The organism is Paraburkholderia fungorum (genome assembly GCF_046027605.1).
GTDB classification, from domain to species: domain Bacteria; phylum Pseudomonadota; class Gammaproteobacteria; order Burkholderiales; family Burkholderiaceae; genus Paraburkholderia; species Paraburkholderia fungorum_F.
Map to the genome: position 1 here is coordinate 39,785 of NZ_JAQQEF010000010.1, position 24,496 is coordinate 64,280.

The following is a 24,496-nucleotide window of genomic DNA, read 5'->3' on the forward strand; positions in this document are numbered from 1 at the left end:
CCATGGCTTACGAAGAGATTCTGTATGAAGAAGATGGCCCGATCGGGACCATCACGCTCAATCGCCCGGACGACGGCAACATGTTCACCGAGCGTATGTGTCATGAGGTCCGCGATTGCATCAACGACATTCGCCGCGAGACGCGCACGCGCGTCATCGTGCTCACCGGGGCGGGCGAGAAGTTCTTCTGCACGGGCGGTCGCAAGGACGGCATGCAGGACTCGAAGCTCTATGCGGGCGTGCTGCCGGTGCTCGAAATGTACGAAAGCATCGACCGTCTGCAGAAGCCGGTGATCGCTTCGGTCAATGGCTTTGCGGTCGGCGGGGGCAACGTGCTGCAAGTCGTTTGCGATCTCACGATCGCAAAGGAAAGCGCGATCTTCCGCCAGGTGGGACCGATGGTCGGTAGCTTTGACGCGGGGTACGGCACGTGGTACCTCGAAGATCTCGTGGGCAAGAAGCGCGCGAAGGAAATCTGGTATCGCAACCAGAAGATCTCGGCGCGTGAAGCGCTCGAAATGGGTCTCATCAACAAGGTGGTGCCGGATGGTGAACTGAAGAGCGCGACGCAGGAATATGCGCTTGAAATCGCCGAGCGCGGCGCATTCGCGCTCGCCTCGATCAAAGGCGCTTTCAATGCGCGGCATGGTGGCGTCGCGGGTCTTTCGCGAGTGACGCACGATCTGCTGCTACGTGCCTACATGGGCAGCGAAGAACAGGATGAACTCGCGCAGTCGTTCGCCGAGCGTCGTTCCCCCGACGCGGGCCGATTCGGTCATTGAAGGGGCGAGGCATGAGCGTCGAACTTTCATTCCGTGAGGACGTCGCATTCCTCACACTGAATCGCCCGGAAGCGCTCAACGCGCTCAGCTTTGGCGTTCTGCGCGAAATATCCAGCGCGATCGACGAAGTCAAGGCGTCCGGCGCTTCCGCGCTGGTCGTTTCGGGACATGGGGACAAGGCGTTTTGTGCGGGCGCGGATATCAAGGAGCTAACCGCACGCTGTCTGGTGGAGCAACGACAGGGAGCGAGCTTCGGGCAATCTGTGTTTTGCAAGCTCGATGAGCTGTCGATCCCGTCGATTGCCGTCCTCAAGGGCTATGCATTTGGCGGCGGCCTCGAGCTTGCGCTAGCGTGCACCTTCCGCGTGGCGACACCATCCGCGAAGATGGGCCTGCCGGAAATCAAGCTCGGTTTGATTCCGGGCTACGGCGGGACGCAACGTCTGCCGCGCATCGTCGGTCCTGCGCGTGCGCTGGAACTCATCATGTCGGGCAAAACGATCGATGCTGAGGAAGCCGCGCGGATCGGCCTCGTCAGCCGCGTGGTGGATGAGGGCGATCCTCATCAGATTGGCGAAGCGTTCAGCCGCCAGTTCACGGGACACAGCAAGATCGCCCTGATGCTGGCGAAGCAGGCCGTCCAAAGGGCATTCGATTCCGCACTCGAAGAGGGGCTGCGTATCGAAGCGGACCTCTCGACGTTGGCGTACCAGACCAACGACGCCGACGAAGGCATGCGTGCGTTCATCGAAAAGCGCAAGCCGGCATTCAGGAATTGGTGAAGCCGGAAAAAGCATGCAAACAACCTAGGTGGAGTAGACGTGACAAAAGTGAATACGGTAACGGTCGCGGGTAGCGGCACGATGGGTACCGGAATTGCCATCGTGGCGGCAAGGGCGGGATTTCGCACGATCGTGTTCGATACGCGCCACGATGCGCTCGATCGCGCCCGGCGGCAAACCGAAGCGTTTCTGAATAAATCTGTGGCGCGCGGCAAGCTCAGCGCCGAAGAGGTCGAATCGATTCTCGCGCGATGGTCGTCCACCACGCGTCTGGAAGACCTCGCGTCGAGCGACGTGATCATCGAGGCGGTGTTCGAGGATTTGTCTGTCAAGCACGAGCTTTTTTCCGCGCTCGACGCGATCTGCAAGCCCGAGACGATTTTCGCCTCGAATACCTCGACGATTTCCATTACCGAAATCGCAGGCGGCTCGGGCCGGCCCGATCGCTTCGTCGGCATGCATTTCTGCCTGCCCGCGCAATTGATGAAACTGGTCGAAATGTCGCCCGGCCTTGCGACGAGTGACGACACCTGGCGGCGCGCGTGGGACTTCACCGGGCAACTCGGCCAGAAGCCCGTGAAAACAAAGGATACGCCGGGATTCATCCTCAACTATTTTCTGATTCCCTATAACAACGACGCGATCCGTCTCGTGGAAGCGGGCGTTGCGGAACCGGCGGAAATCGACAAGGCCATCAAGACGGCGCTGGGCTATCCGATGGGGCCGCTCGAATTGCTCGATCTGATTGGCATGGATACCCAGCGTCTGCTGTGCGAGGCAATGCACGGCTTGACGAACGAGGATCGGGCCGCGTGCCCGCCGCTCGTGAAGCGCATGATCGCGGCGGGCCGGCTCGGCAAAAAAACGGGCCGTGGATTCCACCAGTACACCGACACGAAGATGTTTGGAGCCTGAGATGAGTTATTGCATCAAATGGGCCGGCGCGAGCCGGTCGTTTCCCGAGCGCCATGCGTTCCTCGACAACGCGTCAGCCGAAGGCGATTGCCAGGTCTATCTCGGCGCGTGCGCCGGCAAGGAGTACGTCGACAATCGTGCCAACCTTTGCGCAGACGCAATTGTCGCGATCGAACTGAAGGACGAATGTCTTGGCGTTTACACGGATGAAGCCGAAGCGTTGCTCGACGCGCAACGCGGATCGAAGCGGGTGTTCGGCTTCGCGCGCTTTCGGCTCGGTAAGGCAGCACCCACGCAATTGATCGAGCTCGTCGTGCCGCGCGAGCATGACGAGGCGGCACTGCAGGTGCTCAAGGCGCTTTTCGAGAATGCAGGCTTTGTCGTGGCCATCTGCAACGACTTTCCGGGCCGCATTGTCAATCGCCTGATTCGCCCTTATTACAACGCCGTGCTGCGCCGCTATGACGAGAAGCTCGCCACCGCCGAGGATCTCGATACGACACTGAAAATGGGACTGGGCTACCCGGAAGGCCCGCTTGCGCTGCTCGATCGAACCGGTCTCGCGGAACACGCGGACACCTCGCAGGCGCTCTATGAAGCGCTGGGCGATCCGTCGTTCGCGCCGGCGCGACTTGCCGCGAATGCGCGGCTCGCCGCGAGGGGCAATTCATAGCGGGCAAGCCTGCGCCGCCATGCGTTGCACGACAGAACTCGAAAACCCGAACCATACCTGATGAAAGAAGATTTCATGACGCACGCGCTCGGCATTGTCGGATCCGGCGCGATGGGCCGTGGCATCGCGCAAATCTCCGCGCTGGCCGGCATTGACGTGCATCTCTCCGACATCAATCGCGATGCGGTCGACACGGCGCGCGGACATTTGCGCGACACGCTCACGATGCTTGCCGGAAAAGGCCGCATCACCACCGCCGCGGCGGCCGAAGCTGTCGCGAGAATCATACCCGCGGACTCACTCGAGGCACTGAAAGGCTGCGATGTCATCGTCGAGGCTATCGCGGAGAATCTGGAAGCGAAGCGGGCGCTCTTCAAGCAGCTCGATGCAATGGTGCGCGACACGTGCATTCTTGCGTCCAATACGTCGTCGCTCTCCATTACCGCGATCGCCGCTGCGTGCTCGAAGCCCGAGCGCGTCGCCGGGTTTCATTTCTTCAACCCCGTGCCGTTGATGAAGGTCATCGAGGTTGTCGATGGTCTGCGGGGCGCGCGTTCGACGGGTGACCGGCTGGTTCAGCTCGCGCATCGGCTGGGCCACACGCCGGTGCGCGCGAAAGACATGCCTGGCTTTATCGTCAATCACGCCGGACGCGCGATGAATACGGAAGGGCTGCGCATCGTCGGGGAAGGCATTGCGGACTTCGCCGATATCGATCGCATCATGCGGGAGCAGGCCGGATTCAGGCTCGGACCGTTCGAGCTCATGGATCTCACGTCGCTCGACGTCTCGCATCCCGTCATGGAGTCGATCTATCAGCAATTCTATGAAGAGCCGCGATTCCGGCCTTCGCCTTTGACGGCGATTCGCCTTAGCGGCGGTCTGGTTGGGAAAAAGACCGGTGAGGGCTTTTACAAGTACGTGGATGGCAAGCCCGTACCGCAGCCAGAAGCCGGAATCGCGGCGGACCTTCCAGAGCGCGTCTGGGTGAGTTCCCGCGATGCCATCGCGCGCACGCAGATAGCCGGTTTGATTTCGGCGGCCGGCATCACGATGGAGAAAGGTGATCGGCCGTCGGAACATGCGGTGATTATCGTGGCGCCACTCGGCAAGGACGCCACGACGGCCGCGATCGAAGAAGGACTCGACGCGACGAGGGTCGTCGCGCTCGATTGCCTGCTTCCTGTCGGCGAGTGCTTGCGCCGCACGCTGATGACGACGCCCGTCACAGAAGCGCGGTTCCTTGAAGCGGCCCGAGCGCTCTTCGCACACGACGGCGCAGCCGTGACGACGATACGCGATTCCAATGGATTCGTGGCCCAGCGCATCGTGGCGAGCATTGTCAATGTGGGCTGCGATATAGCGCAGCAGAGAATTGCCTCGCCGGAGGACATCGATCGTGCCGTCACGCTCGGGCTGGGATATCCGAAAGGCCCCCTGGCGCTAGGCGACGCGATCGGGGCGGCCAGAATTATGGAGATCCTGAGCAATATGCAAGGCGCGCTTGGCGATCCGCGATACCGCCCTTCGCCCTGGCTGAAGCGGCGCGCGCAACTCGGGACGTCGTTGACGCGCGCGGACACCTGAGCGCGGAGGAACTCAAGTAAAGGCATCACGCGGCGGGAATCGGGCGCATTCACTTCTTGTCGCTAAACAAAAGCAATACAGGAAAAACCTGTCGTTATATTAGTACACCATATAAACCATATGTAGTAAGGAGACAGCATGAAGAAGTGTCACTTCTGGGTTGGTCAGATCATCACGCTGGCGGCTGCGAACGCAGCTCACGCGCAGAGTTCAGTCACGCTTTATGGATTGATCGACACCGGCATCAACTATACGAACAGCGCCCAAACGGGCAAAGGCGCGAATGGGGCTCTCGAAGGCAAGTCGCTGGTGAACATGACGGACGGCTCGACGCGAGGTTATGGCAGTCGCTGGGGCCTCAAAGGATCCGAGGATCTCGGCAGCGGACTTTCGGCGATCTTCACGATCGAGAATGGTTTCAACATTGCGAATGGCGCGCTCGGGCAGGGCGGAGCGATGTTCGGCCGTCAGGCTTTCGTGGGACTCAGGAGCGACACGTTCGGCACGATGACCTTCGGGCGGCAGTACGACTCGCAGGCCGACTTCGTGTCGAACTATTCGCCGTTCCTCGTTGCGGGGATTTCCGGCACGACACCCGGCGACGTGGACGGTCTTGGCCACACGCGACGCGTCAACAACGCGATCAAGTACTTGAGCCAGAACTATCGCGGTCTGACGTTTGGTGGCCTGTATTCACTCGGCGGTAAGGCTGGCGATTTTACCGGCGGACAGGTGTGGGCGCTCGGCATGGGCTATGAGGCCGGTGGGTTCTCCGTTGGGGTGGGGTATTTCAACGCGCGCGATCCGAATCTCTCATCCTTCGGCGACAACCCGAATTCCGGCGGCGCGGGAACGAACAATATGGGCTCGTTCGGTTCGGCGACCTCACCCGAATCCAACCCGATCTACGCGGGCTATGCGTCCGCGCATACGTTCGAAATCTATTCGGCGGGCGCGAGTTACAAGCTCGGCAAGACGACGCTGGCGGCATCGTTCAGTCATTCGGCATTCGAGAACCTCGGTGATCTGGAAGCCGGTCCCAGTCCGTTCGACTACAGTGGCACCGCCGTCTTCAATACGGCGACGGCAACGGTTTCCTACTTCGCGACGTCCGCTCTCCAGATCGGTGGAGGCTACAGCTACACGCATGGCGGCGGCGCTGGAGGAAATGGATCGGCGACCTATCATCAGGGCGTTTTCTCGGTGCAGTACTTTCTCTCGAAACGGACCGAGGTCTATTTCTACGGTGTCTATCAGGTTGCTTCCGGTACCGATTCGCTGGGCCAGCCGGCAGTCGCGAATATCGACCTCATGACGCCGTCGAGCACGAACCGGCAGTTCGTCGGCCGCGTTGGCATCGTTCAGCGCTTCTAAGGCGTTCCCGTTGCGTGCGGCGTGAATTCGCGCCGCACGTACGAGGTCTCGAGAGGATGGAGGAGTGAGGAGACAGCTATGCAAGAATCCGCACAACAGAGCATCGACGCGTTCATCGACGCCCAGCCGGTATCGGCATTTCAGCGGTGGATCATTTTTTTCTGCTTCCTTGTCGCGTCGTTGGACGGATTCGACGCCGCGTGTATAGGATTTGTTGGGCCGGCGATTCGCGCTCACTGGCAACTCTCCGCGGTCGCGCTTTCGCCGGTATTCGGCGCCGGCCTATTTGGAACGATGGCGGGCGGCGTGCTGCTGGGCCCCTCAGCAGACCGCCTCGGTCGCAAGACCGTGCTCGTTTTCTCGGTCTTGCTGTTCGGTCTCGCTAGTCTTGCATCCGCGTTTTCGCCCGACATTCATTTCCTCACTGTGATGCGCTTCATCACGGGGATTGGTCTCGGCGGCGCGATGCCGAATGCGATCACGCTGACCGCTGAATATTCGCCGGCAAAGAAACGCTCGAGTTACGTGACGTTGATGTTTTGCGGATTCACAATCGGAGCTTCCGCGGGCGGGGTGCTGACGGCGGCAATTGTTGACACCACAGGATGGCGAGGCGTTTTCGTTGCGGGCGGCACTTTGCCATTGGCACTCGTTCCATTTCTGCTGGCGTGCCTGCCCGAATCCATCCGATATCTTCTTCTGCTAGACGGCGCCAGATTCCATGTGCGGGCAACCTGTATTGCGTCGCGGCTTGCCGCGCCGGGCGTCCACGTGCCCTTGCTGCGCGCGGGCGAAACGATGCCGCGCTCGCCCGTGGGTGCGCTTTTCGCGGAAGGCGCGTTGACCGGAACGATGCTCATCTGGACGATATTCTTCAGCAGCCTGCTCATTATTTATTTGCTGACTAGCTGGATGCCCGTCCTGCTTTCGAGTGCTGGCATACCGCTGAAAGCGGCAGCGTTGATATCGATGATGCATCAGGTGGGTGCCGCATTGGGCAGTATCTGGCTCGGGCGGCAAATGGATAAATTCGATCCGCAACGTGTTCTCGCGTGGTCGTATTGTCTGGCCATACCGAGCATTGCGATTTGCGCGTTCGCCGGAACCCACAAATCGCTGATCGTGTTATCGGTATTCGCGCTGGGCTTCCTGGTGAGCGGCGGAAACATCGGTGCATACGCGCTCGTTTCGAATTATTACCCGACGAGCAGTCGCTCGACCGGTGTCTCGTGGGCGAACGCGGTTGGAAGAATCGGCGCCGCGCTCGGGTCGATGGCGGGCGGCGTCATGATGGCGGAGGGCCTGAAACTTCGGGGGATCATTCTCACGCTCATGCTGCCAGCGATTGTCGCGACTGTCTCTTTGTTCGTGCTCGGAATCGTTCGTTCGAGGCACCACCGCGAGGCGGCGGAAAACAGCGACGCATGTCCATTGCTGACCGACGGCATGCCATGATAAGTCATTGACGCGCTGAAGAAGCTGGCATGACGTTAATGCCAACTTCCCGCGAGAGTGGGTACAGGTGAGGTCCAGTCGCAGCATTCAGGAGGGGGAGATGGAAAACCATATCGACACAGTCGGCATCATATTGCATCACAAAAACTTGCCTGTAGGCTGGAAATTCAGAATCTTGAATCGAACGACTCAGGACGCGGACGTCTGCGCATTCGTGAGCGTGACGCATCTGACGCAGGTGTTGTTCACTGACATGGAGTGCACGCATACAAAGTCCGGGATCAAAGGACGGGCCGGGTCCGGACGGACTCGTCGACTGCTTCGCGGAGGGTTCGCTGGTTCAGTCCACGTTTCCGAACACAGGGCGGCCCCTCCTTCGAAAGGAACTCGACATCAAAACCCCCGCCTTCGTCAACGATTCGATCCACGCGGAGGTGGGAGTCATGGAGGCGCGCTGTTCGAGGAGTTGGCCAAACTGTGGACGGGTCCGACTGTGCAACCGGGTGCCCAGGCAGGACGATTCCTGTCGATGTGTGCACCGCTCCGAATCATGCGGTCTGGCGATTCAGGCGGGATTTGAAGCATGGTTCCGCTCGCTCGCGACGCATATATAAATGCGACTGAACTGCAGACGATTATCGATCGGTCGCCATTGAATCAATGGCTTCGCATGTCGGTAAGCGCCGTCGACCCCAGCTTCGTGAAAGTCACTATTCAATGGCGGGAGGAACTGATCTCCAGCCCGGAGCGCCAGTCGATACACGGCGGCATTCTCGCCACCTTGATCGATGGGGCGGGAAATTATGCGCTGGCTGCGAGGATCGGCAGAGCGGTTCCGACCATCAACCTGCACGTCGACTATCACAGGCGCGCCGTGGCAGGTGACTTACTGGCCGTGGCCTCGCCCATACATATCGGCAAAACGATCTCGACGGCGGCAGTCGAGATTTATGATCGAGAGGACGTGCTTGTCGCAAGTGGGCGCGGCACGTACTTCACTGGTGCGGTTTCTGGCTGAGGTCCTGGGCCGACGCGCGGGTCGCCGGCAAGCAGGCGTTCAGGCACTTAGAGCGCTCCGCGGGCGGTTTGTACGCCCCGATGCAAGCCGTGACGTAGCGCGGCAAACGAAACGGTCACTACGACCCCTGTAGCGACAGCAAGCGCGCCGTCGGCGAGCGTTCCGGTGAATGGTGCGGAACTTGTCTGGTGACCGCAGGCTCGGATGCTGATGATGACGGTCGTGAAGCGGTGACTGTGATAAAGCGATTTCGTTTTCATCATCGCCTCATTTTGCCGCCGCCTCACCATCAACCTGACAGCGCCCCGCGGATCGGCAATAACCGGTCCACGGGTGTGGATAAACTAGGGTCTCGGGAATCCGAAGGTATCGGCGAGTTCACGCACATCGGTGAATCGCGGTATCTCGTTCGATATTTCGGCAGCCATGGTCGCCGCCGTAACGGCTCCCGACGCTCCGCTGGCCGGCGCTGCAGGCACCGGTATCGGACATGCGCTGCCGAACGGTCCCGGGGCGACCGGAATCGCCGGCGCGTCAGTACGCGCCGGATGAGTGAAATCCAGAGCGTACGCAAGATTGAACGTGCCGGGAGCATTGCCGCGTACGCCGAGCGGGTCGATGCCAAAGCGCCATTGAATCAGTTGGTGAATGGAACTCGGGTCAAACGGAAAGCGCGTCACGGTCGCCGCTGGAACACGCGGGCCGAGCAATACGCAAGGCACGCGAAAACCCAGCTTTCCGTCGTTTCCAAGCGTCATTTCCGCGTCGCTCATGGGACGCGTCGGGGGGACCACGTGGTCGTGGAAGCCGCCCCATTCATCATAGACGACAATCATCAGTGTTCGGTCCCAGTTCGGCCCGGTCCGCAGTGCGTCGTAGATCTGACCGAGCAGGGCTTCGCCGTTGCGAATGTCCGCGTGCGGATGATCGTCTGCCGAGACGCCCTGCGCTTCGCCGGAGAAGATCGGATCGATCATGCAGAACGAGGGCAGTGTACCGTTCGCGGCCTGCGTCAGAAACTGCGGGAACATCTGGGATATGCCCGTGTAGCGGTTCCCGAAGAGCGCGGTGAACGGCGTGTCGTGATAAAAATAGGTGGCGCTGACATTCTTGGCGGCCAGCTTGTCCCAGATCGTCGGCAACGTCGAGATGGTCGTCGTGTTGCTAAGCCGATCCGTTGCGCCCGCATGCAGATAGATGCGGTTGGGGAACGTCTCGGACAGGATGCCACTGAAGTAGAAATCGGAAACCGTATATTGGCTTGCTACTCCTCGAAAGAAGTCGAGGTCGGCAGCCTGATAGAAGCCGATCGGCAGTAAGTCACCTTGCGTTTGGCTCGTCGCAGTCGACAACAGGAAGCCGTTCATCGCACCATTGGCAAGGTGGATCCGCCCACCGGCAAAGCTATGGTTAGGATCCGCAAAATTGCATGCCTGGAAGCCGTAGTCGGGATTGGCGGACAATAGGAAAGGCGCGTGCTGCTGTGCGAAGTTGTCGGTGAACAATTGGTTCGGCGGCATTCCCTCTGCGCCCGGCACCCAGCTCATGAAGTGATCGAACGAACGGTTCTCCATCGTTACGAGCACGATGTGGTCGATGCCCGAAGTCGTCGGATCGGGCAGTACCGGGCGCGGTAACGTATAGCGGTTCGTGCCGCCAGGTGAGGGAATCTCATTTGCCGATGTGCTGCCGGTACTCGCAGTGGTGCTTCCGGCCTGACCGACTGTCGCGCTGCTGCCGCCGTCGGAGGCCCCTCCGCATGCCGACAGCGCAAGTGCACCCGTGCCTGCGGCGAGGCCGGCAAGGAAAGTGCGACGGTCGATTCCACTCTTGTTTTTTTCACCGCTGTTCAATTTGAACTCCTTTGCATGAAATGGAGTACGAGACGATTGCGCCACGAACACAACGCTATTAATTGCGCCGTCAGCGACGCAACCGACGTATCCCGTGAACGTCGTCTCATACCAAAAGCGCTGATTTTCTAGCCGAAAAATGACAGCCATCTGACGCGTGGGTAACAAATGCCCGGCGGTGACGCAAATAAAAATACTGTGTGAATGGAATAAAAATGGCTCTGAATCGTTGGGAATCTGTGTCGGTGAGGGAACCGAAGAAGTGTTTAACGATGGAACACTGGCGACTGGCTTATCTGGGCATGCGGCGTATGCCGCGCAATCTCAGCGAGTTTGAACTCGCCACGTTCTTCACCTTCTCGTCAAAAGAGCGGGCATTGATCAACGCGCGCCGTGGTCCTCTGTACCGGCTCGCGCTCCCGTTGCATTTCGACTTCGTGCGGATGACGGGCGCCACGCTCGATGCTTACCAGTATGTCCCCCGATCCTGTGCAGACACCTGGGCAAGCACCTCGGGATCGAGCCGCCAGACCTTGGAACGCTACGCACTCTCTACGAAACGCGTCTTTTCGCTGCGCCCGGATTCTTCTCGGCGGAATCGAACTCATACATATGATCGTCAAGGGACAAATGAAGTGCTCTCGCCGAATCCATCCGTCTGCCGCTGACCAATTCTACGACTTGGTAAAATAAGCACTGCTTCGCATAGCGAAATAATTTGCTCCTCGAGTCTTATCGCGACAAAACCGAAAAAGGCAATAGACGCAACGGACTTAACACGCAAATAGAATCGGCGGCCGATGATCCCGAACGGGGACGAATACGCCAATGCAATTCGCCAGCTCGCCGATCGGCTATACGGGACAGTAAGCCCACTCGGGCTTATCACCGGGATTTGAAAGACGCCTGGCGGCGTCCTTCAAGTCGTGTGAAGTGCCAGGAGGGACAGCTCGAAATCAGCGTTTAGAACCGGTGACGCAAGCCGATCGCCGCGACTAACTGCTTGTTAGTCGAAGACTGCGTCATACCGTAGACGCCAGCGTTAAATATAGAGTTGCCATTGCCGCCGCCGACGAGCTGATAGACCGCTTGCGCGTACATTTCGGTGCGAGCCGAAAGCTGGTAATCGGCCTGAACCACAAAATTGTTCCAATGCGGGTCGGCCGCACGTCCGGTTGATCCGCCCGAAAACGCACCCATGGTGTACGTGTAGGACGCACCGAAGCTAAAATCGGGCCGCACAAAATAGCGACCGTTGATTTCGAAGTTGTCGAATTTCATCGACTGGCCCGAGATGGTGTTGCTGGCGCCGAAAAGCGAGCTGATGTCGTAGGTAACGGAATGGGTGTAGACGAGACCGACGGAAGACTTGTCGCCGAACTTGTACTGAGCACTGGCGCCCCAGATTTGTTGGTCGCCGCCCCCCGCCAGTTGGTCGCCGTCGTTTATGCTCGACGCGCCTGCCGCGTTCGGCGATGCCGCGTTACGGTTGAGTTGAAGATATGCGGCCCCAATATTGATCGGACCGTTGGAATAGCTGGCGCCCAAGCTGTATGCGTTGTTGTCCCCGCCTTCGCCCGCCATGTTGGAGAACGCATACATCGCGCCGGCCTTGAAGCCGCCGTACGAGATGCTGCTGAACTTGACAGAATTGTTCAGACGCAAGTCGTTGTCCAAGTTGTCATTGTCGTACGGGTGGGAGGCAAGATTGCCGCCGAAACCGGATCCCGTCCCGCTATTCGGTGCGACGTAGTCGACAATGAAATCGTATTGACGGCCCAGCGTAAGCATTCCGTACTGGTTGGAACTGAGACCAACCCACGCCTGGCGGCCGAACAGGTCCGTTTGCGCGGCTGTTGAATTTTTCAGCGCGCCATTGTTCACCGTGAAGCCGTTCTCCAAGTCGAACACGGCGTGCAGACCGCCGCCGAGATCCTCATTGCCGCGCAAGCCCCAGCGCGAGGTACTTAGGCTTCCAGAGGTCAGCAGAAATTGACTGGCACCTTGGCCGGTGCCGGTTTTCGCGTTGTTCGCATAGACCACGCTCGTGTCGATGATGCCGTAAAGCGTCACGCTGCTTTGCGCATGTGCTACCCCTGTCAAAAGCATGGCGCATGCAATGGCCAGATTCTTCAACTTCATTTCAGATACCCCGATAACGTAAGTCGTTCCCTAACAGGCGATTCATGATCGCCAATGCAAAAACGTGCGGAGTATAAATTTTGGTCGATGCGCCACAGCTGGAAGGCACAGTTTCAGAAACCTGAACAAAGTGTCATGAATGTTTAGCAATCGATCGAGAAGCGGGGCTGACGCACGTTGGCACAACGAGACGCAGAAGATACGGCGCTGCATTGCACGGTCTCCTGTCTCGTGTCCGCCACATTTGCAATTAAATCCAAGATTACAAAAATATAAATACGCCTGAAACAGAAAATGATTAGTAAGGTTATTCGTAACATTGTGCGTCTCACGGTTTCACCGTTTATTCGGCTTTATCGAATGCGCGTAGGGCGCGGTGAAGGCGCGCTTAGTGATCGCCGTGAGGCGTGGGTCGGACGCGGCGATCTATGGCCGGTGTCTCGGCGAGTCGTGGAGAACCGCGGCCCCCTATGACAGAGGCGTCTTAGCGAAGCGGACGCGGCTCACGTGGATGGTCAGAGGCGCGGCACGAACTCCGCGTCGGCTTCGCTAAAAATTCTTTGAACTAACCCGCTCCGCCGTCGTTGACGGCTATGAGCATCGAATCAAGGTAATGACGGCGGCGTTGGGATGACAGAGCGGACGGCGGAGTGGAAGATGCGCTCGGCGTTAGGGCGAAGCGAAGTAATCACTGGGTCCACTCGAACGTGCCATGTCACTCGTCGAAAACGAGTCGAGGCGCGCACTGGTTGCAAAGGTCGGCATAGGGAGGCCGACCTGTCCGTGCAGCGGGGAAACTCGGTATAGTTCGAGAGCGTGGGCATTTCGGTTGCCCCATTCTCATCGCAACCCACCACCGGGTCCGGTACGACAGCGGTCGGTTCTGTTATCGATATCAGCGCCTAAAGCACCACCGCATAGGAGTCGACCAGCCGTGCCTGGCCGAATTGTGCCCGGCTAGCGGTCGAATTTATCGTCATGTAATTCGAGGGATTGCTTTCGCGATCCGGCCGGGAAAATTCTTTCGCTCACGAAGGTGAGAATCAATGGTGAGCGAGTGTCGACTCGCGCTTAGGTCAACATTGGAGTCAAGTCCGGGTCGCCTTTGGCCATAGCTCGCTGATAAGCGGCTCGCGCGCCGATGCGCCCAAGATACGCACGTATGTTGGGATAAGGTGCGAGATCAACCGGATGGAACAGGCGCATCGTGGTCAGTGAGAAGACGCTCATGATGTCGGCTGCGGTGAATTCGCTTCCGGCGAGATAGTCGTTCTGCGCCAGCCGCGCTTCGACCAGCGCGAGCGCTTTGTCCAGTCGTTCCTGCACCGAGGTTTGAACGGGATGATCCGGTGCCAACCCGCACCGTTCCACGATCATCGATCGGCCCATCACCGGCTGAAGGTTGCCGTTGGCAAAATGGAACCAGTAAAGATACGACGCGAAATCGGCATGGTTCGGCCCATGCCGCAAACGTCCGCGACCATGTCGGGCGAGGATGAATTCAACGATAGCGGCCGACTCGGCGAGCAACAGCCCGTCGACCTCAATGAGGGGCGCCGCGCCGAGCGGATGCAGTGCCTTCAGATCCGGCGGCGATAGACGAGTGACCGGGTCGCGCGTGTATTTCTTGAGCTCGTAAGAAACGCCCAGTTCTTCACAAAGCCAGACGATCCGTTCTGATTGGGAGTGACCGAGGTGATGGATTTTCAGCATGGAGCTTCCTTGAAACGCGCACGGAACGCGTGGAGAAACGTGATGTGGAGGCGTAACCCGCGGCCACCGGAAAGCGCCCCATCGTTCTCCGGATTGTCGCCGATCCCGGCCGCAACGTCGAGTGACGGCTAATGGCCGGTGCCGTTGAAAAAGTCGCTGCTCTGCTTTTTCAAATCACCGCTGAGAAAAACGACCCTGAGCACGCCATAGTTGCGCCACGAGGCGGCGCGCGGCGCCTTGACCGGCACAGCACTCGCCTCGACCACCGCATCGACACCGTACGAGCGCTTCAGAGTACGCGCGGCCCCTTCGAGATCGCTTTGATTCGCTGCCTAGACTGGAGATTCGCTGATATAGCGGCTGCGCACCAGAATGATCACGATGGCGGGCATCGCGCCGAAGCCGAGTGTCAGACGCCACAGCCAGCCCAGTTGATGCTCGGGCATGCGCGGATATCCAGCAACCGTGGACTGGTCGGCGATTCGACGGCAATGACGCTGCGTTCGCCGGCCGCTGCCTGGAACGCGAGCAGTGTGCCTTCCGTGCCGCTTCCCGCCGTGCTCCATGCCGCCGGCTGGAACGGCCATGTCGGCGATATTGCGGCAACCTGGCTTGGAATCGCATGTTCCCGATGATCCGGATAGGGCAATCGACCAGATCATCACGTCCGCGCGCAGCGTCGAGCGGGTGCGGACGGCATGCTCGACGACGTTCATTCGGCGCAAGTGATTTTCGATGGCACGGCCGGCGAGCGGATCATCAATACGTTTCATCCGCCTCGCGAACGTGACACAGCCTTTCCGTCCACCGTGATCGCCCACTTGGCCTGCTGGTGCCAGAGCATCTCGCGCACGCCGTTGGCCGCGAGACGCATGCTGACGCTCGAGATGTCTTCCAGAATCGCAAAGTCGCCCTGCGTCACTTCACCTGCCCATCCGCCGTTCTGATAGCGCTTGTGCGCGTTGATCTGTCCTCCGGGCGGCCGCTCCGGCTTGCCGGACGAAACTGTTTTGGCGGTGGCGGCCACGCCGAGGGCGGCCGCCGATGCAGTAGCGCCTGCCAGAACTTCGCATTTAGACAGATCAGTCATCGTGAATCCTTTGCCTGTGATCAAAGCGCGATCGATAAGTTGATTCGAGTTATTGCGTAGTGGGTATAGATAATCAGGATGCTTAATCTATATGGTTTTGGGGCGCGGCTTTTACGGACCAGTCAAAGCCGCTCAGGCCGCATCCTCAATCCGGTTCGCCAACGTCACCTGGCGAGTGGTGAAGCGCAATCGGATTGAAGGGGATCGTCTGTTTCGAGGTCGGCAGATCCGCCGTGCTCCAGCTGCCGCCCACTGCGCCAATCAGCCCGACAGCTGCCTGTAGTTGGCGGGTCTGCACCTGAACGCTCGCAAGCTCGCTGCTCAGTGCGGCAGCCTGCGCGACCGTCACACTGAGGTAGTTGTCCAGACCGTTGGTATAGAGGCGCAGCGCGAGGTCCTGCACCTTGAGCGCGGCCTTGAGCGCATCTTGCTGCTGGGTGTTCTCCGTGACAAGACTGTTCGTCAGCAAGAGCTGGTCTTCGACCTCGCGAAACGCTTGTAGCGCAGTCGCGCGGTAATTGTCTGCGGCCTGCGCGAACGCCGACTTGCTCTGCTGTTCCTCCGCTCTGCGCAGGCCACCCTCGAACAGCGGCAGCATGGCCGATGCGCCGATCGACCAGAGGCTGTTGGACAGGGAAGCGAGGCCGCCGAAGGCATCGTCCTGGAATCCCGCATTGGCGCTCAACTGAATGTTCGGATAGAACGCCGCGCGCGCGATGCCGATCGCCGCGTTTTGCGCCGCCATTTGCCGCTCGGACTGTGCGATATCGGGGCGCCGTTGCAGCAGGGCGGAGGGCACGCCCACCGGAATCCTGGGAATCGCCAGGGATCCCAATTGTTCGGCGGGCAGGCTGAACGTCGACGGGTTTTCGCCTGCGAGCACGGCGATCGCGTGTTCGAGCACGCCGCGCTGCGCCTCGATGTCGGTATCGGCCGCCTGTGCCGAGGAGAGTTGGTTCTGAGCCCGCTCGACGTCGAGACCTGCCGCAATCTTCCCCGCAAAACGCAGCTTCGTGATCTTGAGCGCTTCGTCGTAATAGGCAAGCGTTTTCGTATAGACCGCATGCTGCGAGTCGAGCCCACGCAGCGCCATATAGTCATTGGCCAGTTCGATTTCGAGGCTCAATCGTGCTGATGCCACCATCGCGGCAGTGGCCTGGGCATCGGCCTTCGCATAGTTGGTCCGATTCCGAATCTCGCCCCAGAAATCCGGCTCCCACGACAGGGCCGCCTGGTAGCCGAGCGAAGCTTCCTCACTCGGCCCGGATCCACCGACGCGGAACAGTCGGTGCTCGGATTGGCGGTTCTGCGATCCATACGTTTGGGCGCTCAACTGCGGAAACAGCTGCGAGCGGGCCTCGCCCACGATGTCGCGCGCCTGGGTATAGGTCTCTTCAGCCGCCTGAAGGTTCGGATTGGCGGCATTCAGGCTTGCTTCCAGATGATTGAGTTGTTCATCGCCGAACATGGTCCACCAATCACCCTGCGTGAGCTGCGCTTCCGGATTCGCGAGCGCGAAGGGGCCCGTTCCTTTGTAACTGGCGGGCAGCGCCATGTGCGGCGGCGCATAGGCCGGCGCAAGACTGCATCCGGCAAGCGGACCGAGCAGCATCAGGACCGTGGCGACGGCAAGACGGCAACGAGGATTGAAGTAACGCATCATTTCGGCTCGCTCGTGGCAGCTGCGACGTTGCCTTGCGGATTCCCGCCTGAATGCGCCGGCTCAGCTGCCGCAGTTCGGACTTCCGCTTCCGGCGCGACGCCCGGTACGCCGCTGACGATTTGTACTTTCTCGCCCTCGAGGGTGCCCGCGGAAGGATTGGCGATGAAGCGATCCGCGGGTTTCAGGCCAGAGAGCACCTGAACGTTCTGGCCAAGATTCAGCCCGAGCTTGACGTTCTGGAGGTGCACCCTGTTATCCGAATCGATGACCGCCAGTTGCATGCCCTGGTCGCGGAACAGCAGCGCCTGTTCGGGCACGACGAGCACGCTCTGGTCGGTGGGCACGACAAACCGAACCGTCGCATAGGTGCCTGGCCAGAGCAGATGATCCGGATTGTCAGCCACCAGTTCCGTGACGACGGTTCGCGTCTGCGGATTGAACGCATTGGCGGTGGTCAGGAGCGTCGCCTTGAACTCGCGGCCCGGATACTGGGCCAGCGTGAAGGTCGCCTCGAGGCCCTGCTTCAGCATGTCCGCATAGTCCTGCGGCACGGAAACGAAGAGTCGCATCTTGTGTATATCCGCTACCGAGAACAGCTCATCCGCCGTCCCCCGGGAACTGACGTCACCGCCGGCGGCGTTCACATAGTTGCCTACGTCCGTGTCGCGCGAGGTGACGACGCCGTCGAAAGGCGCCACGATATTCTTGAACCCCTCCAGCGCGTGGTAGCGCGCGAGGTCATGCTGGGCTGCCAGCACTTGAGCCTGCTTCGCCGCGGCATCCGCGACTTTCACGTCCACCTCCTCCTGCGCGACAGCTTCCGTACCCGCAAGCGCCTTCCAGCGTTTCGCCGTCACATCGGCAAGCGTGCCGTTGGTTTTCGCCACGTCGAGATTCGCGACCGCCGTCTGGTACTGCTCGTCGACGGTAGGCGCGTCAATTGTGGCGAGTAACGTACCGGCCTTGACGGACGCGCCGTAATCCACGTACCACTTGTGCACGTAGCCGGAAACCTGCGCATAGATCGGGGCGGTGTACCAGGCCTTGATGTTGCCGGGCAGCGTGACCGTTCGCGTGGCGGGCCCTGACATAGGCGCCATCACCTGAACCTGCGGTACGGACTCCTCGTCGGCGACCGATTCAAGATCGGTGACATTGGCGTGGCGCTCGACGATGCCGTGGACAACAAGCCCGGCAAGCACAAGGGCGGCGATCGCGGCGGTCCATTTGGGTCGAATTCGGCTCGGGGCCGCAACTTCGCGATTTACGTTCATACATGAGACTCCGTGGCATTTTTGTCGTTGCGATGCATCATCGCGAACACGCAGGGAACAAAGAGCAAAGTGGCGAACGTCGCGACGAGCAGCCCGCCAATGACCGCGCGTCCGAGCGGTGCGTTTTGAGTATTGCTCATGGACATCGGGAGCATGCCGATGATCATGGCGAGGGCAGTCATCAGAACCGGCCGGATACGGGCGTAGCCGGCTTCGATAGCCGCGGCGATCGCATCACCGTGTTCCGCGAGGCGCTCACGGGCGTACGACACGACAAGGATCGAGTTGGCCGTCGCCGTGCCCATGCACATGATGGCGCCCGTCAACGCAGGCACTGAACCGGTCGTATGGGTGAGAAAGAGGCTCCAGACAATGCCGGCGAGCGCCCCTGGCAATGCCGTGATGATGATGAAAGGGTCGAGCCATGACTGGAAATTGACGACGATCACGAGATAAACCAGCAGCACGGAAAGCGCCAGGCCCCCCAGAAGTTGCACGTACGCGCTGTTCATCGTCGTAGCCTCGCCGCGCACGTGCACGCTCGCGCCATGCGGTACCTGCGAATTCATCTCCTTCACGACCTGTTCGACCTGATCGTAGACAGCGCCGAGGTCGCGCCCCTGGTTGCTGACGTAGATATCAATCGACGGGAGGATGCTGTAGTGAGAGACCAGCAGCGGCGTGCCCGTTTGCGTGACGGTGCCGAGTGCGCCCAGCAATTGCGGCTGCGGTCCACCTGCCTTGCCGCCGTTGCCTCCATCGATCGGAATCGTCTCAAGGTCGTTCATTGATGTGAGCTGGTCTTGCGGCGTCTCCATGTTGACGAGGTGCGAGACGCCGTTGGTCGTGTCGAGCCAGTACGTCGGCGCCGTCTGTCCGCTGCCGGACAGCGTCGCAAGCGCGTTGTTCGCGATGTTGGCTTCGGACAGGTTCATACCGGAGGCAAGCGAACGATCCGCGGTAACCTTGATCGTCGGTTCGTTGAACGCCTGTTGAATGTTGACGTCGGCGGCGCCTGGAATCTTGCGGATGCGTGCAGCAAGCGTCTGCGCGAAGGCCATGTTCTGCGTTTGTCCGCGGCCCGAGATCTGCACATCGATTGGCGCGGGCAGGCCGAAGTTCAGGATCTTGGCCGTGATGTCGCCGGGCAGGAAGCTAAACGTCGTGCCGGGAAACAGCTTTGGCAGTTCGCGGCGCAGCTTGAACCGATAGTCGTCCACAGGCGACTGTTCGTTCTTCAGCGTGATCGTTATGTCGCAATCCTGCGGACCGATCGTGCCGTCAGAGGTATAGGCCAGGTTGAGGCTGCTGGAGGGCAGGCCGCAGTTATCGACCAGATTGGAGACCTGGCCCGGCAGAATCTTCCGGATTTCGCCATTGGCGAGCACCGCGATCTTCGATGCATCTTCAAGCCGCGTACCGATCGGTGCACGCATGTGCATATCGATTTCGCCCGACTTGATGCTTGGGAAAAAGTCACGGCCGAGGAAAGCGAGCAGACTCATCGACGCGACCGCAAAGGTAACGAAGCATAGGATGAAGCGCTTGCGATGCAGCACGGCGGAGGTCAGCACATTCCGGTATTGCTCGCGAAAGTGCATGAAACCCTGCTCGAAGCGGCGCTGAAACCGGGTGAAGAAACCTGCATTGGCGCCGTGTTCATGCCCGTGCCCGTGAGATTTCACCTGGCCGCGCAGCAGCCATGCGGCCATCGTCGGCACCAGCGTGCGCGAGAGGATGAACGAAGCGATCATCGCGAAGATGATGGCTTCGGCAAGTGGACGGAACAGATACCCCGAGATGCCGTCCAACTGGAATAGCGGCAGCCAGACGATACAGATGCACAGCGTCGCGACGAACGTCGGCACAACGATCTGGTTGGCCGCCGTAATGATTCCCTGCTCCAGCTCGGCACCCCCTTCGAGGTGGGAATCGATGTTTTCGATCATCACGGTCGCGTCGTCGACCAGAATACCGACCGCGAGCGCCAATCCGCCAAGCGTCATGACATTGATCGTCTGCCCGGTGTAGTGCAGTACCAGGATCGAGGACAGGATCGCGAGCGGAATCGATGTCGCGACGATCAACGTCGAACGCCAACTGCCGAGAAAGAGCAGCACAGTCAGCCCTGTCAGGATCGCTGCCGTGATCATCTCCTGAACCACCTCTTGCACCGAATCGCGCACGAAGCCCGAGGCGTCGTTGAGCGGCGTGATCTTCACGCCCGCCGGCAGCGTCCGGATAATGCCCGGCAGCGCCTGCTTGATGCCTGCCACCACGGCGAGTGTCGAAGCGTTGCCGCTCTTGAAGATCTGGATCAGCACCGACTGTTTGCCTTTCACCAGCACCGCGTTCGTTTGCGGTGGCGCCCCGCGATGCACGTAGGCGACGTCGCGCAGATAGACCGTCGCGCCGTTGACCGTCTTGATCGGCATGTTGTTGAACGTCGGCACATTGAGAGGCGTCGAATTTGTTTCAACCATGAAGTCGAGTCCGCCGATCTTCTGATCGCCCGCAGGAAGGACCACGTTCTGCGCGCTGAGCGCCGCCGCTACGTCCGAAGCCGAGAGGCCGTGCGCCAGCAGCTTGGTCTGGTCCAGATCGATTTCGACGTTCAATGCCGCGCCGCCATACGGATTCGGAATCGAGACGCCCGGCACGCCTACCAGTTGTGGGCGCACCAGGTTGGACGCCATGTCGTACACCTGCGCGGCCGTCATGTTCGGTGCGGAGACCTGAAGGTCCAGCACCGGGACCGAGGACGCGTTGTAGACCAGTACTTGAGGCGGCGTGATGCCCGCCGGCATTTGCTTCAGCACGGTCTGCGAGATGGATGCGACCTGGGCCTGGGCGGCAGCGATGTCGGTGCCCGGCTGAAAGAAGATCTTCACGATGCCGGCACCGTACAGGGACTGGCTCTCGATATGCTCGACATTGGCCACCGTCGCGGTCAAGGCGCGCTCGTAGTAGTAGACCACGCGGCCGGACATATCCTGCGGGGACAGTCCGTTGTAGTTCCACACGACCGCGATCACCGGGATGCGGATGGCGGGAAAGATGTCCGTCGGCGTTTTCAATACGGCCATCGCGCCGAACAGGATGATGAGGATACTCATCACCACGAAGGTGAGGGGGCGGCGCAAGGCAACCAGGACAATGGCGTTCATGTAAAAGGCGTCTGTGTCGGATGAGCATTGCGTCGGCGCCCTGATCCTGCGAGAACCGACGAGGTGTGTAAGCAGAGGCCATGATCGCGGGCTCGGCATAATCGAACAACACCACTCAGATTAATTTTTATTTAGTTAGTGTTTTTGCGCAGTGTCGCTGGCCGGTCTGGTTTGTGAATCGCCCTATTGGCAACACCGTATTTGCAGTCGCGTAGATGACGAAAAAGTAATCTTGCCGTCAGCGTATGGCCACGCATTGCCTGCGCACAATCTTTACGTGACACAGGAAGCGGTTGAAGACCAGGAGCATCCAGCTCTTTCATTTCTACTCCCGCCGCTTTGTTCTTCCCTCGTTGATGCAGGTGGCCGGTCGTGCGGGTTCTTATTGTTGAGTCAGTCGAGCAGATTGCATGGCGGCTGGCGTCGGCTCTGCGTCATCAAGGTTATACCGTCGATCGGGTGAAGGACGATCGTGAGGCGCAGCTTGCGTTAGCGACTCCACGCTATGCACTTGTCGTGGCCGACGTTCTGCCGCCGCGCCGCTCTGGTTTCGATTTCCTCGTCCACTTGCGTCGCTTGAACCGCGACGTACCGGTCCTGACCTTCAACGAAGACGCCAGCTCCGCGGATTGCGTGCAAGCTCTCGAAGCCGGCGCGGACGATCATCTGAGTGCCCCTTTCGACACACGTGAACTGATTGCGCGATGTCGTGCGTTGATACGTCGCTCGCAGGGTCGAAGCACGAATCAGATCAAGCATCGGAAACTGTATATCGACACCGCGTCGCGAACTGTGATGCGCGCAGGCATTCCAGTCACGATATCGGCTCGCGAATGGGCCATCCTCCTTCGGCTCTTTGCATATCGGGGCATTCCTCAGTCGGTGGCAACGCTCGAAGATTGCATCTACGGGTGGAAGGAAGAAGTGGAAAGCAACACGATTCAGGTTCACATCTCGAAGCTTCGAAAGAAGCTCGGCGCCGATACGATCGAAACGGTTCGGCGGGTGGGCTATGTCATCCGCGACGCGTAGTTTGAAGACGGCACCGTTCAGAATCAGACCTTAAAAGAACCTCGGGTTGGTCTTCCGGCATACATAACGATTCCGTAATCTTTTAGACGGTTTCAGGTAACCACGCCGCCGCTATGCTGACACCTAACCCCTTACCCGGTGCGTGCCGGAGAATACGATGAACCTGGTGGCATCGATACGAATCTTCGTCAAAGTTGCGGAGTGTCTGAATTTCGCCGAAGCCGCGAAGCAACTGGGTATATCCAGCTCGGTTGTCACGCGTAGTCTCGCCGCGCTTGAAGAGCACCTGGGAGTACGGCTGGTCAACCGTACTACCAGGCGCGTCTCGCTGACCGAAACTGGGCGGAAATATCGGGAGCGCTGCATCGAGTTACTGAGGCAACTCGATGCCATGGATGAATGCATTGCGTTCGCAGTGGGACAGCCGATCGGTTCGCTGAGGGTTGCCGCGTCGTCGCTTTACGCGACCACGGATCTTCCCGAGGTCCTGGCCTCTTATCGCGCCCTGGAGCCTCGCATGCGTTTCGAGCTGACGGTGTTCGACAACATGAACGATGTCGCGGCTAACGAGTTCGATGTCTGCTTCAGTGCGGAACGTCGCTTACGAGACGCGTCACTGGTTTGCCGACCGCTCGCACAAACAGGCGATGTCATTGTTGCGAGCCCACGTTATTTAGCGCGGTGCCCGGCACCGTCCAGGCCTGGCGATCTTGCCTCCCACGACATTCTCCTCGCGTCGGATGCACCGAGCCGTTACTGGGAGTTTCGCGACGCTCATGGCACGCAGCGCGTCGTGGTCGAGCCGATCATGAACGTACAAAGCCCTCAGGTCGTCAAGCGGGCGGTACAGGCGGGACTCGGCATTGCGCGCTTATCACGTTCGTTCGTGCGGGACGAACTCGCCAACGGCAGCCTGCGGGAGTTGCTCCACGACTCGCCGCTATGTGGGGACGAACGCACGCTGTGGCTCCTTTATTCAGGGCAGCCGCACATGGCAGCCGCGCTGCGCAGTTTCGTCGATTTCGTGGTGGAGCATTATCGCCAGAGACCCATGGAAAGCAACGCGCAAGGCATCTACCAGCACGCCTCTGGCGGCGGTTCGGTTGCGGCGCCGCTCCATACCGCGTACCTCACTGGCGCTGATGCACCGTCGTCGAGCCCGAATCAGGTGCTGGCGCGTATTGGTATCCGGCATACGTTCTAGACGTTTCCCGTTTCCGGCCATCGGACGGCTTTCGTCCGATGGGCCCACGGCATTCGCATTGCTTCGCGGTCAGTTTGACGCCGATTCTGAATGGACGTCTACCGCGCTGGCAGTCTTCGTCAGACTTGTGCCGTCGGCGCCGTGCTGGATTGCGTAGATTTCACGATTCCGCGCGACGGCTTGCGCCGACGGCGGGTAATCAGTTTTCGGTGCATGCACGAGACCCTCACCCTCGGCCTCCACGAGTTGTGACCGCACCTCGGCACGCGTCAGCCCGGGCGGGGACGACTGGGCGAAGGCATTGGCGCCGAACGACAGGCTGAGTAAGGTGACGGCAAAAGCGGTAAGCAGTTTCATGATGAATCTCCCGTGAATGAGGAATGCGTGGCTTGCGCTCACGTTTCCTATTCTCGTCATGCCGGCTGTCCGCGCACTGACCCGCGGATTACGGCTTTGTTATCTGAACCCGTCACGATCGTCGACTATCGCCAAGTAAGGTAATCGAAATATTTTGTCCGTCTTCACGCCCGGCAAATAAAAGAGGACGTGAGCGGCATTAATTTTTGTCCACTGAAAGCGCGGAACCTCGCTGCGCGCAATCGTTCGGGTGCCTGAATGATGCTGCAACGATTGCCCCGCCCGGAATGCCACGACTCCGACGCGCCGAAATCATCATACGTATGAAATCGCGGATTCTAAAATGCGCGCCAGATGGCTAGAAAATGTGGAGCGCATCGCCTACGCTTAATCGAGCCGGCCTTTTGGGAACAGA

Annotated in this window: 18 protein-coding genes and 3 pseudogenes; 12 read left to right on the forward strand and 9 right to left on the reverse strand. The window is 59.8% G+C overall.

Annotation, left to right across the window (positions count from 1 at the left end; all coding sequences use genetic code 11):
- The first annotated feature begins 2 nt into the window (after positions 1–2).
- The 8 genes from PQR53_RS18025 to PQR53_RS18060 all read left to right on the forward strand — a co-directional run bounded on the left by PQR53_RS18025 (position 3) and on the right by PQR53_RS18060 (position 8,586).
- A complete protein-coding gene (locus PQR53_RS18025; RefSeq protein ID WP_408456368.1) occupies positions 3–782 on the forward strand; it encodes an enoyl-CoA hydratase-related protein in 780 nt (259 codons plus the stop codon).
- A gap of 11 nt (positions 783–793) precedes the next feature.
- Positions 794–1,564 (forward strand): enoyl-CoA hydratase/isomerase family protein, encoded by a 771-nt coding sequence (locus tag PQR53_RS18030; RefSeq protein ID WP_408456371.1) that lies wholly within the window; start codon positions 794–796, stop codon positions 1,562–1,564.
- 39 nt (positions 1,565–1,603) lie between these two features.
- On the forward strand, positions 1,604–2,479 hold the full coding sequence (locus PQR53_RS18035; protein ID WP_408456374.1) for a 3-hydroxyacyl-CoA dehydrogenase family protein: 876 nt from the start codon (positions 1,604–1,606) through the stop codon (positions 2,477–2,479).
- A gap of 1 nt (position 2,480) precedes the next feature.
- Positions 2,481–3,152 carry a 3-hydroxyacyl-CoA dehydrogenase family protein gene (locus PQR53_RS18040; RefSeq protein WP_408456377.1) on the forward strand — a complete coding sequence of 224 codons (672 nt, stop codon included), beginning with the start codon at positions 2,481–2,483 and terminating at the stop codon, positions 3,150–3,152.
- Between the two features lie 60 nt (positions 3,153–3,212).
- Positions 3,213–4,739 (forward strand): 3-hydroxyacyl-CoA dehydrogenase, encoded by a 1,527-nt coding sequence (locus PQR53_RS18045; RefSeq protein ID WP_408456380.1) that lies wholly within the window; start codon positions 3,213–3,215, stop codon positions 4,737–4,739.
- 138 nt (positions 4,740–4,877) lie between these two features.
- A complete protein-coding gene (locus PQR53_RS18050; RefSeq protein WP_408456383.1) occupies positions 4,878–6,113 on the forward strand; it encodes a porin in 1,236 nt (411 codons plus the stop codon).
- A gap of 78 nt (positions 6,114–6,191) precedes the next feature.
- Positions 6,192–7,568 carry an MFS transporter gene (locus tag PQR53_RS18055; protein WP_408456386.1) on the forward strand — a complete coding sequence of 459 codons (1,377 nt, stop codon included), beginning with the start codon at positions 6,192–6,194 and terminating at the stop codon, positions 7,566–7,568.
- A gap of 583 nt (positions 7,569–8,151) precedes the next feature.
- Positions 8,152–8,586, forward strand: coding sequence for a PaaI family thioesterase (locus tag PQR53_RS18060; protein ID WP_408456389.1), 435 nt, complete (start codon positions 8,152–8,154; stop codon positions 8,584–8,586).
- 344 nt (positions 8,587–8,930) lie between these two features.
- Here the strand turns inward: PQR53_RS18060 and PQR53_RS18065 are convergent, their stop codons facing one another.
- Positions 8,931–10,439 carry an alkaline phosphatase family protein gene (locus tag PQR53_RS18065; protein WP_408456929.1) on the reverse strand — a complete coding sequence of 503 codons (1,509 nt, stop codon included), beginning with the start codon at positions 10,437–10,439 and terminating at the stop codon, positions 8,931–8,933.
- Positions 10,440–10,750: 311 nt separating this feature from the next.
- Between PQR53_RS18065 and PQR53_RS18070 the strand changes: the two are divergent.
- Positions 10,751–10,933 (forward strand): annotated as a pseudogene (locus PQR53_RS18070) (DUF4158 domain-containing protein); the annotation flags it as partial.
- A gap of 70 nt (positions 10,934–11,003) precedes the next feature.
- Positions 11,004–11,132: pseudogene (locus PQR53_RS18075) on the forward strand (IS6 family transposase); the annotation flags it as partial.
- Positions 11,133–11,402: 270 nt separating this feature from the next.
- Here the strand turns inward: PQR53_RS18075 and PQR53_RS18080 are convergent.
- The 7 genes and pseudogenes from PQR53_RS18080 to PQR53_RS18110 all read right to left on the reverse strand — a co-directional run bounded on the left by PQR53_RS18080 (position 11,403) and on the right by PQR53_RS18110 (position 21,488).
- Positions 11,403–12,581 (reverse strand): porin, encoded by a 1,179-nt coding sequence (locus PQR53_RS18080; protein WP_408456391.1) that lies wholly within the window; start codon positions 12,579–12,581, stop codon positions 11,403–11,405.
- 1,071 nt (positions 12,582–13,652) lie between these two features.
- Positions 13,653–14,294 (reverse strand): glutathione S-transferase family protein, encoded by a 642-nt coding sequence (locus tag PQR53_RS18085; RefSeq protein ID WP_408456392.1) that lies wholly within the window; start codon positions 14,292–14,294, stop codon positions 13,653–13,655.
- A gap of 197 nt (positions 14,295–14,491) precedes the next feature.
- A pseudogene (locus PQR53_RS18090) lies at positions 14,492–14,749 on the reverse strand (MFS transporter); the annotation flags it as partial.
- Between the two features lie 314 nt (positions 14,750–15,063).
- Complete coding sequence (locus PQR53_RS18095) at positions 15,064–15,384, reverse strand: cupin domain-containing protein (RefSeq protein WP_408456395.1); 321 nt, start codon at positions 15,382–15,384, stop codon at positions 15,064–15,066.
- A gap of 145 nt (positions 15,385–15,529) precedes the next feature.
- Positions 15,530–17,047: an efflux transporter outer membrane subunit gene (locus tag PQR53_RS18100; RefSeq protein WP_408456397.1), complete on the reverse strand. Its 1,518-nt coding sequence runs from the start codon at positions 17,045–17,047 to the stop codon at positions 15,530–15,532.
- Complete coding sequence (locus PQR53_RS18105) at positions 17,044–18,321, reverse strand: efflux RND transporter periplasmic adaptor subunit (protein ID WP_408456399.1); 1,278 nt, start codon at positions 18,319–18,321, stop codon at positions 17,044–17,046. The genes PQR53_RS18100 and PQR53_RS18105 overlap by 4 nt, the downstream gene beginning before the upstream one ends.
- Positions 18,318–21,488, reverse strand: a complete 3,171-nt coding sequence (locus PQR53_RS18110; RefSeq protein WP_408456402.1) for an efflux RND transporter permease subunit — start codon at positions 21,486–21,488, stop codon at positions 18,318–18,320. The genes PQR53_RS18105 and PQR53_RS18110 overlap by 4 nt, the downstream gene beginning before the upstream one ends.
- Positions 21,489–21,860: 372 nt before the next feature.
- Here PQR53_RS18110 and PQR53_RS18115 point away from each other — a divergent pair, with 372 nt between their 5' ends.
- Entirely contained in the window at positions 21,861–22,520 is a 660-nt protein-coding gene (locus tag PQR53_RS18115; protein WP_408456405.1) for a response regulator, read from the forward strand.
- Positions 22,521–22,677: 157 nt separating this feature from the next.
- Complete coding sequence (locus PQR53_RS18120; RefSeq protein WP_408456408.1) at positions 22,678–23,724, forward strand: LysR family transcriptional regulator; 1,047 nt, start codon at positions 22,678–22,680, stop codon at positions 23,722–23,724.
- Between the two features lie 69 nt (positions 23,725–23,793).
- On the opposite strand, the gene PQR53_RS18125 is transcribed toward PQR53_RS18120, so the two are convergent.
- Positions 23,794–24,081: a DUF4148 domain-containing protein gene (locus PQR53_RS18125; protein WP_408456411.1), complete on the reverse strand. Its 288-nt coding sequence runs from the start codon at positions 24,079–24,081 to the stop codon at positions 23,794–23,796.
- Positions 24,082–24,496: the final 415 nt, after the last annotated feature.

What these genes read in the sequence shown, in the direction of transcription:
- PQR53_RS18025 (WP_408456368.1), top strand. Translation starts at nt 3, where the DNA reads ATGGCTTACGAAGAGATTCTGTATGAAGAAGATGGCCCGATCGGGACC.
- PQR53_RS18030 (WP_408456371.1), top strand. Translation starts at nt 794, where the DNA reads ATGAGCGTCGAACTTTCATTCCGTGAGGACGTCGCATTCCTCACACTG.
- PQR53_RS18040 (WP_408456377.1), top strand. Translation starts at nt 2,481, where the DNA reads ATGAGTTATTGCATCAAATGGGCCGGCGCGAGCCGGTCGTTTCCCGAG.
- PQR53_RS18045 (WP_408456380.1), top strand. Translation starts at nt 3,213, where the DNA reads ATGAAAGAAGATTTCATGACGCACGCGCTCGGCATTGTCGGATCCGGC.
- PQR53_RS18050 (WP_408456383.1), top strand. Translation starts at nt 4,878, where the DNA reads ATGAAGAAGTGTCACTTCTGGGTTGGTCAGATCATCACGCTGGCGGCT.
- PQR53_RS18055 (WP_408456386.1), top strand. Translation starts at nt 6,192, where the DNA reads ATGCAAGAATCCGCACAACAGAGCATCGACGCGTTCATCGACGCCCAG.
- PQR53_RS18060 (WP_408456389.1), top strand. Translation starts at nt 8,152, where the DNA reads ATGGTTCCGCTCGCTCGCGACGCATATATAAATGCGACTGAACTGCAG.
- PQR53_RS18080 (WP_408456391.1), bottom strand. Translation starts at nt 12,581, where the DNA reads ATGAAGTTGAAGAATCTGGCCATTGCATGCGCCATGCTTTTGACAGGG.
- PQR53_RS18085 (WP_408456392.1), bottom strand. Translation starts at nt 14,294, where the DNA reads ATGCTGAAAATCCATCACCTCGGTCACTCCCAATCAGAACGGATCGTC.
- PQR53_RS18095 (WP_408456395.1), bottom strand. Translation starts at nt 15,384, where the DNA reads ATGACTGATCTGTCTAAATGCGAAGTTCTGGCAGGCGCTACTGCATCG.
- PQR53_RS18100 (WP_408456397.1), bottom strand. Translation starts at nt 17,047, where the DNA reads ATGATGCGTTACTTCAATCCTCGTTGCCGTCTTGCCGTCGCCACGGTC.
- PQR53_RS18105 (WP_408456399.1), bottom strand. Translation starts at nt 18,321, where the DNA reads ATGAACGTAAATCGCGAAGTTGCGGCCCCGAGCCGAATTCGACCCAAA.
- PQR53_RS18110 (WP_408456402.1), bottom strand. Translation starts at nt 21,488, where the DNA reads ATGAACGCCATTGTCCTGGTTGCCTTGCGCCGCCCCCTCACCTTCGTG.
- PQR53_RS18120 (WP_408456408.1), top strand. Translation starts at nt 22,678, where the DNA reads ATGAACCTGGTGGCATCGATACGAATCTTCGTCAAAGTTGCGGAGTGT.
- PQR53_RS18125 (WP_408456411.1), bottom strand. Translation starts at nt 24,081, where the DNA reads ATGAAACTGCTTACCGCTTTTGCCGTCACCTTACTCAGCCTGTCGTTC.